A 5,034-nucleotide genomic window follows, 5' to 3' on the forward strand; every position below is an offset into this window, starting at 1 on the left:
CAAAAATCCTGCCTTCGGCAGGACACGCCCCTCGCTTCGCGAGGACCTGGTCCAATACGATTCCCGTTTTTCTGAGGAAAAACAGGAATCTATAGATTCCTGATGGTTATCTCTTCCTTTGCCTGCAAGAAGTCATGCTTTAAGAGTTTCAAGGCAGATTTCATCAGCTCATCACTACTTAGAATGTCATTTAATCCAAAATATTCTTTTGTAGCTGATTCCAATATTCCATTATCATACATCTGAGCAATTGCATTTGCGCATACCCGGCATTCATAAATATCTTTTAATTTTTTTGAACTGCCCCAATCTATATCGCTCTCATTATAGACATCTTTATAGAAAGCATATAGGATTCTTGCCGCATTTTTTCTGGATACTTTTTCTTTTATCATTTTTTCGGAAAACAGAGCCATGACATTTTTCCAAAATTTGTTTAGTTGCTCTTCTCTAATGAAATCATTATTTTCCTGAAAAGCTTTTTCACTTTCCTTGCTTTTTCCGGATTCATATTCAGTTATTATAAAATCTATAAATTCCTCGATATTCATGATACTATTGCTGAAATTCTGAATGTCACATTGTCGCAGGCCTTTATTCCGTCAATCTCAAAGATTCCTGAATTATTTTCTTCAGCCTCTTTTGTCCAAAGATTTTTTACACTGTAACTATCAGCTCTGGTAATCTTTTCCCCAAAATACCCTATTATATCTTCTATCGATACGCTGATTTTCTCATTTTTGCCTTCTTCACTGACATTTATAAAGCTAAGAGCAAAATCACCATTTGACAGAGGCTTTGCAAGAACATCAATTCTGTTTATGTCCCTGATATATTCCTTATCAGGTTCTTTTTCTGCAAGTGTTGAGAAAATACGTTTTGCCTGTATTCCAAGCGCATCCTGGTTTAATGAGATCATATCTTTATTGGCAATTATGTTATACATCCAGTCATTTGCAGATACTCTTCTTAAATCCATTCCAAGCATTAAAGGTGAATTCATCATGCACCACATAGTCATATGTGTTCTGCATTGAACTTCATCAAGTCCGTTCATGCCTATCATTAGCATATCAGGATCATTCCATCCCTTTGAAAGACCTGCAAATTCATCCATAATGACTGCTTTATTGTATTGTGCTGTAACACTAGTTGTATAATCCTGGTTCCATGCTCCAAATCCGGGGTCTCCATCACTTCCTACGCGGAATGTAATATCATTTAAGATGCGCCACGAGTCACAGACTTTATATGCCCAGTTCTGAGGATGAGTTTTTCCCCATTCACAGGCAGAATAAATAATATCATTTTCAGGCTTCAATTCGTTCAGTTCCTTGAGAAGTCTTGCGTAGGAATTAAGTGTATTCTCCTGTCTTCTGTGATTCATTATTCGAATACAGTTAGAACCTTTTTTCAAATTGATCTTTATGGATTTACTCCATTCAAAAGGTTTAATCTCTTTAGTTTCTTCATCAGGTGCATTTTTATCATCTGTATCTTTTTCAGATGGCCACCCATCTTCTGAAATAAAATCGTCAAAAATAATGTCATCATTTACAGCAATCTGAGTCCAATTACCTTTTCCTTCTTCCTTGCCATCCTGATATTCTATTTCTAATAGACATGTAAAGTTTTCTTCTTCAGCAGAATTATCGTTTTTATCAGAATTACCACTAACTGACTTTATCTCTTTATTATCAGCACATATATTAAATATCAGTTCACTGCTTCTAAGTCCAACAGGTGAAGCCTCAGGACCCGTTCCATCATATGTTCCGATTCCTGTAACACTGTTATTTTCGATAAACGCGCGATCCCCTGTTATTTTTCCGTCTGATATTGCATTAAAAGTATATTCTTCTCGAGATTGTTCATTTCTGACAATTTTTATTGATCTTATCGCAGGTGCAAATGTAAATGCTGCATTCTCAGGATTAGAAAATGTAGCATTATCAAATGGATAATAACAATTATCTACTTTAAGAAAATCCACTCCCCATTCAATATAGCTTGCAGCATCATCTCTCTCATGTCCACAGGTTCCAACAGCTGCTCCGGCGCATAGGTTTGTACCTATATCATTATACATTCCAAATTTTAATCCCTTGGAATGTATATAATCTGATAATGATTTAAAACCATTTGGAAATTTGTTTTCCTCATTGGACAGTTTTCCATCTATCCTTTCTGGTTTATAACATCCATCATCCAAAATCACATACTCATAGCCAAGTTTATCCAGACCCAGTTCAACAATTTTATCTGCCATTATCCTGGTTAATTCTTCTGTGTTTCCACTTCCAAAAGCATTCCAGCTATTCCATCCCATAGCAGGAAGATGGTTTTTCTTCTTATTAAACAAAATCTTTCCATTATCAAAGGAACTAAATCTTCCATTATCGTCTAACTTATCCGGTCTTAACATGATTTCCTCCCAAATTTTTCTACTAAAAATCCACAAATTTTGCGGTAGACCTCACTAAGTACTCTCCATATATAAATATTCCGGGAAGAACATTCCCGGAATACTCTTTTACCATATTAAATTAACGTAATTTGTTCAAATACTCTTATCAATATTTGCCTTTATATCTGCAATTACTGCGTATTTATTAATACGATTTATCCGATTGTGTATTCTTCACATACCTCCAGAGTTTTTACCTTCTGTCCGGGATATTTTATCTCAACATAATCTATAAAATCTTTCGGATCCGCACCATTAAATGCAAACATATCATAATGTCCCGGAATTGCCAGCTTTGGTTTTATAGTTCCAATCAAATCTGCAGCTTCCTGATAAGTCATATTTCCAATGCAGTCGTCCTTAAGTCGCCTTGCATCTCTTCCATTTATCGGAGGAAACATCACATCATATGGACCTTTTTCTCTAAGCTTCTGATATACACCTTCATACAGGCATGTATCTCCCATATGACAAAGCCTGATATTTTTGTAAGTTATAATGTACATCAGATAAGGATGTAATCCATCACTTCCAGTATCAAGAAATTCATGCGCTGCTGGAATTGCTTCTATCCGGATATTTCCATCATTAAAAGCAATGCCTTCATCAATAAAAATAAATCGTTCTTCAGAGATATCCAGTTCCTGAGGTAAAGTTTTCTCAAATAATTTTGGTGCAACAAATTTAATATGTGGATGAATCTTTGCTATTTCCGACCAGGCACTTCTGTCTATATGATCTACATGATCATGAGTACCAAAAAGAAGAGACACATTTTTAAGATCATCCATACTTAAAGGATTCTTTATCTGTCTTCCTTCCATATCTGAAATAAATAAATCTATACCAAACTTATATCCTGTTTCATCATCCCAAACCAGGATTCCCTGTTGTCCTGTGCGCATAAATTTAATAGCCATAAACCTTCTCCTCAATTAAAAATTTTATCCGACTCATTACAAATGGAAACGATAACGCAAGCACCCAAAAACTTACGATAATAATAATCTGTTCAGAAAAATAACTTAACCCCTTTTGTTCTTTTTCTTAAGAGCAGATGATTTTTTTACTTTTTCTTTTTTACTATGCTTATTTTCCTTTTTATCGCTTTTAAAATTCTTATCATTATTTAGGCTTATATTATCTGCCTTTTTATTTTTCTTCTCTTTCTTATCAATGGCAAAATTTTCATTAGCATCCCGATTTTTCTTGATTTGATGCTGTTTACCCTGTTTTTTGGTAACACTGTATCCAAACTTTCCAACTTTTTTTCCAAGCTTAAAATATTCACCATGAGAATAAGCGATGAGATCAGCTGCATTTAGATCAAATCGCCCTCTTTCATCAAGATACTTATCATCAACTGTAACGCACAGAACTTCTGCCACAAACATATCATGAGTTCCAAGTTCTATAACTTCTTTCACTTTACATTCAATATTCACAGGACTTTCAGAAATTCCCGGAGCATTTATTTTTTGAGATTTCTGTGGCGTTAATCTCATCTCTTTGAATTTATCGTAATCTCTTCCTGAACGAACACCGCACCAGTCTGTAGCTCTTACAAGTTCTGCACTTGTAAGATTAACTACAAATTCTCCGGTTTCCTTTATTATGCTATGTGAATATCTGCTTTTCCTCACTGAAATTGTTAACATAGCAGGTGTACTGCACACATTTCCTGCCCATGCAACTGTAATAATATTTGGCTTTTCTCCTTCTCTTCCACAGCTTACCATCACTGCGGGAATCGGATAAAGCATATTTCCAGGCTTCCAAATTTCCTTTGCCATTATTATTCTCCTCGTAAAATATCTTCTAACATGATTACTATCGATCAGACACAGACATCTGCTGTTTGAAATCTGACTACCTTACTTAAATCATTTACAGATATTTCCACCTGATATCCAACTTTACCAGCTGAAAAGAAAATTTTCTCATCATTTGTAATGCTCTCATGTATTATCGTTTTGAATGCTTTTTTCATTCCAATAGGAGAACATCCGCCATGTACATAACCTGTAAGTGGTAAAAGTTCTTTTTGCGGTATCATGTCAATTGATTTCTCAGAAACAGCTTTCGCTGCCTTTTTAAGATCAAGCTCCTCTTTTACCGGAATTACGAAAACATAATATTCTTTTGATTTACCTTGAGTAACAAGAGTCTTAAAAACCCTGTCTGCATCTTCATTTAATATAGCAGCTATTTCTTCACCACTCATGGATGAATCAGGTTCATACATGTGACTGGTATAAGGTATCTTTTTACCTTCAAGAACTCTCATTACATTTGTTTTATCTTCTTTAGCCATAACTATTTCCTTATATTTTTGTTCTTTTGTTAATCTTATCATCAATACTGTTTTTTTCAAATGGATAACATCGCAATATGCTGTTCACAAACGCTATAACAAAATAAGAACAAAGAGTCGATCGCAACTCTTTGCGCGCTGGTGCGCGAAAGCTTTAGCTTGCAAAATTCATCTGCGCACCAGTCGCATCCATAGCGGAGCGCTTTTTATTCAATAGGAAATCCGAAGGAATTTCCTATTGAATAAAAAAAGA

General features: G+C 34.9%; 4 protein-coding genes and 1 pseudogene. All 5 read right to left on the bottom strand.

All coding sequences use genetic code 11. The features are described 5' to 3' along the window. Positions 1 to 89 precede the first annotated feature (89 nt). Positions 90 to 551, bottom strand: coding sequence for a hypothetical protein (locus tag T501_RS19130; RefSeq protein WP_044917091.1), 462 nt, complete (start codon positions 549 to 551; stop codon positions 90 to 92). Next, positions 548 to 2,425, bottom strand: a complete 1,878-nt coding sequence (locus T501_RS19135) for a glycoside hydrolase family 27 protein (protein WP_044917093.1) — start codon at positions 2,423 to 2,425, stop codon at positions 548 to 550. The genes T501_RS19130 and T501_RS19135 overlap by 4 nt, the downstream gene beginning before the upstream one ends. A 197-nt stretch (positions 2,426 to 2,622) precedes the next feature. Further along, on the bottom strand, positions 2,623 to 3,387 hold the full coding sequence (locus T501_RS19140) for an MBL fold metallo-hydrolase (protein WP_050008420.1): 765 nt from the start codon (positions 3,385 to 3,387) through the stop codon (positions 2,623 to 2,625). A 285-nt stretch (positions 3,388 to 3,672) separates the two neighbouring features. Then, a pseudogene (locus T501_RS19145) lies at positions 3,673 to 4,260 on the bottom strand (flavin reductase family protein); the annotation flags it as partial. 44 nt (positions 4,261 to 4,304) lie between these two features. Further along, positions 4,305 to 4,781, bottom strand: coding sequence for a Cys-tRNA(Pro) deacylase (gene ybaK / locus T501_RS19150; RefSeq protein WP_026508997.1), 477 nt, complete (start codon positions 4,779 to 4,781; stop codon positions 4,305 to 4,307). Between the last annotated feature and the right edge of the window lie 253 nt (positions 4,782 to 5,034).

It is taken from the genome of Butyrivibrio sp. WCE2006 (assembly GCF_000701985.1).
GTDB lineage: Bacteria > Bacillota > Clostridia > Lachnospirales > Lachnospiraceae > Butyrivibrio.